1 protein-coding gene is annotated in these 4,117 nt (G+C 54.7%); it reads left to right on the forward strand.

The features are described from left to right. Positions 1-3,795, forward strand: a 3,795-nt coding sequence (locus LKK83_RS30545) for a CHAT domain-containing protein (protein WP_324635240.1), incomplete at its 5' end; no start/stop codon positions are given. Between the last annotated feature and the right edge of the window lie 322 nt (positions 3,796-4,117).

Raw genomic sequence — 4,117 nt, forward strand, 5'->3', positions numbered from 1 at the left:
AGTGGAAATGTTACGGCTAACGATGATATCGACGCTGGAAATACTCTGACCCTTTCTGGGAATGACATTCAAACCGAGGCTTTATCTGCTACTGACAATATCGACATTAATGGCAGTGGGGCGGTAACGGTTTTTCAACCGATTAATTCGGGAAATACCGTTAGTATTGACGGCACAGATATCGAAATTAATGGCATGAGTGCGGAGAGCGACATTAATGTGAGTGGAAGCGGCACCGTGACGCTGTTTGAGACAGTGACCACTACTGCTGAGGGTAGTATGACGATCGCGAATGGCGGTCAACTGACGATTAATGGCGCGTTGAATCTCGATGGCTCTTTTGCCCAAATCGGCGGCGGTGAAGTGGCCCTGTTCGATAATATTACCACTGGGGATGATAATATTAGCTTTAACAGTGCGGTTACTTATACGGCTGACAGTGCGGAAATCAATGCCGGACTCGGAACCATTACCTTTGCCGATCGCCTGACATTGGGCATAACCAACCTCACCTTAACTGGCAACGAACTGGATTTTGGCGGATTGATTAGCGGTACGGGAATTCTGCACCTGCGCCCCGGGAGTATCGGGCAAAACCTGCAAATTGCCGGCACTGCGGACACCGAGGGACTGGATTTCACCCTAGGGGAGATTAATTTCTTGCAACCCGGTTTTCAGGCGATCGAAATCGGTCGCACCGATGGTACGAGTGAGATGACCATTAATGCGGTAAGCTTGAACAATTCCATTTTGTTCCAGTCTGGTAGCGGGTTGCTGAAGTTACTCGGATTGTTAGAAGTAACGGTAGGTGAGGAGGTCACGCTTGCCGGGGAAACCCTGGAACTGAGCGAGGGAATCGAAACTGCCAACAGCGATATTACCCTGGATGGCAATGTTATCCTCAATGCCGATATCACCCTCAGTACCGGCAGTGGCGCGGGAAATATCACCTTTCTCGGTACGGTAGACGGCACTCACGATCTGGGATTAAATTCTGGGACGGGAACCGTAAGCTGGAGCGATACTATCGGCAGTACCAATGCCTTGAATGGGTTAACCGTGGATGGGGCAGAAGCGTTAATTTCGAGCCAGTTAACCGTTTTGGGGGATATTGTATTTAACAGCGCGATCGCCCTGACAGGCAACAGCGAGATGACCAGCACGAACGGCAATATCACCTTTAATGGGATCGTAAGTAGTAGTGAGGCTTCAAATCTCAGCCTCAGTGCGGCGAATGGCGGAATTACCTTCAATCGTGCGGTGGGAAGCGGGCAACCCTTGGGGCAGTTAGGAGTGTCCGATGCTAACAGCGCGATCGCCAATGGCGCGATCGGGGCGCAACAAGTCAACGTCAGCGCCAACAGCATCCAGTTCAACCAACCGATAACCACCAGCGGGGGCGAGGTGGTACTCTCGGCACAAAACCAACTGACCGCGAACAATATTACCACATCCGGCGGTGCGATTCGCCTGAGCAACAGTACCGGCGATGTGAATGCTGGCAATCTCAATAGTGCGAATAGCACCGGAACCGGGGGTGACATCCAGTTGGAAAGTCCTACGGGAGCTGCGATCGCCGGCAATCTCACCGCCACGGGTATCGCCGGGGGCAACATCACCGTGATGGCGCGCGATCGCATCGAAACCGGAACCATCGACAGTTCCGGTACCGAGGGCGATGGGGGCGATGTATTCCTCGACCCCGATAATAACATCGAAGTGGGATATATTAACGCCGAAGGGGGCGACAGCGGCACTGGCGGCGATATAGAAATCATCACCCGGCGATATTTCCGTGCGTCGGATACCTTTACCGATCGCAACGGAGAGCAGGCGAGCATTTCCTCTGCAGGAGGACTCGGCGGCGGTAACATTTCCCTGAGTCATGCCGGCGGGGATGATGAGATTCCCTTGATTATCGGCGACGACAGCATCAACGGTACCGCTGGGGTGATTACCACCGGTCCCGAGACCCTGGAATTGGGCGAATCGTTCCTCGGTCCGGTGACCCGGGGGAATATTGATGTGATAACCAGTGAGGTAACGCCGCCAGAACCGGAACCGGAACCGGCAGATATATCCGTCCCCGAATTACCGGCGGAGGAGTCGGAAGACGCGCCAGAAGCGCCAGCGGAATCCACTGTCCCAGAAGAACCGGAACCGGAAGAAGCGGAAACGCCGATTCCCGACGAGAACCCGGGAGAAGTCGTCGAGTCGCCTACCGATACCGAATCTCCCGACACCTCGGCGGCACAACCCGACTCGCCCGCCGCCGCAGAAGATACCAGCACCCCGATCGCCGCGCCAGTGCCAGATGTGACCCCGGTGGATATCGACCCCTTACCAGTGTCCGAGGTGGAAACTCCGGCGGAACCCGATATCCCGGTGGACATCGAAACTCCCGCCGAGGTTGCTCTGTTCCCGGAAGAGCCGCCGGAAGTGCTAACACCGCAGCAAGTGCGGGCGATCGCCACTAACATGGAAACTACTGGGAAACCGGAAGTCAGCCGCGATCGCTATGTCAGTCCGTTAGTGAGGACACAAGCCGAACGAACGCTGGTGGATCCGGGAGTGAGAGCGATCGAAGACACCTTCACCCAAGCATTTGCCGCCCATAACAACGTACCCGCCACCAGCGAACCGGTTTCCCTGGCGCAAGCGCAAACCATCGTGCAGACAATCGAAACCGAAACCGGCGTGCGTCCCGCGTTAGTGTACGTGCATTTTTCCCCCACTGAGTTAAAGGAAAGCCGCGACAACGACCGCCTGGAAATTATCCTCGTTACCGCACAAGGAGAACCAATTATTCGGCGCATCGAGGGACTTACTCGCGCCGAAGTGGAAAAAGCCCTCACTCGCTTTCGCGGTCAGCTCACCGCCTCCGGGATTCGCCGCAATAACAGCTATTTAGACACCGCCCAGCAGCTTTATCAGTGGATCGTCGCTCCCATCGAAGAACACTTAGAAGCCCAAAACATTGAAAATCTCGCCTTTATTATGGATGTGGGATTGCGGAATCTGCCGATCGCCGCCTTACATGATGGCACCGGCTTCATCGTGGAAAAATATAGTGTGGGACTAATGCCCTCGTTGACTTTAACCGATACCCGCTATACGGATATTAAAGAGCTGCCCGTGTTAGCAATGGGGGCATCGGAATTTAACGACCTCTCTCCCTTACCCGCCGTCCCCCTGGAAATGCAAACCATCACCCAAACCCTGCGAAAGGGGCAATATTTTCTCAACGACGCTTTCACCTTCGAGAACCTGAAGCAGCAACGCAAAGCCCTCAACTACAGCATCGTTCATCTGGCGACCCACGGGGAATTTCAAGCCGGCGATCTGGAAAATTCTTACATTCAGTTGTGGGATACAAAGTTGCGCTTAAACCGCCTGCGCGACCTGGGATTTCACGATCCGGCGGTGGAATTGCTGGTGCTGAGTGCCTGTCGCACCGCCCTGGGTGACGAACAAGCCGAATTGGGATTTGCCGGGTTAGCCGTGCAGGCGGGGGTGAAAACTGCCGTAGCCAGTTTGTGGTATGTGAGTGATGAAGGCACTTTAGGGTTGATGAGCCGGTTTTACGACCATTTGAGCGAAGCGCCGATCAAAGCGGAAGCCTTGCGACAAGCCCAACTGGACATGATTCGCGGCAATGTGGCGATCGCTAACGGTGTCTTGCAAACCTCGCGCGGTGAGTTCCCCTTGCCCCCTGCATTTGGTAATTTGACCGTCTCGGATCTGAGCCATCCTTACTATTGGTCCGCCTTTACCGCGATCGGCAGTCCGTGGTAATCTCACTGGATGGGGCAAATTATGACTCGTTGACTCGTTCCCTGGCTCCTGCCTGGGCAACCCCTCCCGAGGCTCCGCCTCCTCAAATATACAACCGAAACCATCCATCAAGGTGCGTGACGCCCCGATTGTATTGTGCGGTTTTCCCACCCAGCAACGTAGGGGGCGTCACGCACCCTACCCCATGAGTGGGACAGCCAATCGACGGGCAACCCTGCTAAACTATAAACTATCCGACAATCAAGCGATTAAACGGAGGAAAAGCCCAATGGTAAGGGAATTGCAACCCGAGGCTCCCACAGAGATTATCTACCCCGAAAGT

The organism is Phormidium sp. CCY1219, from assembly GCF_035615515.1.
Taxonomy (GTDB): Bacteria; Cyanobacteriota; Cyanobacteriia; order Cyanobacteriales; family Laspinemataceae; genus CCY1219.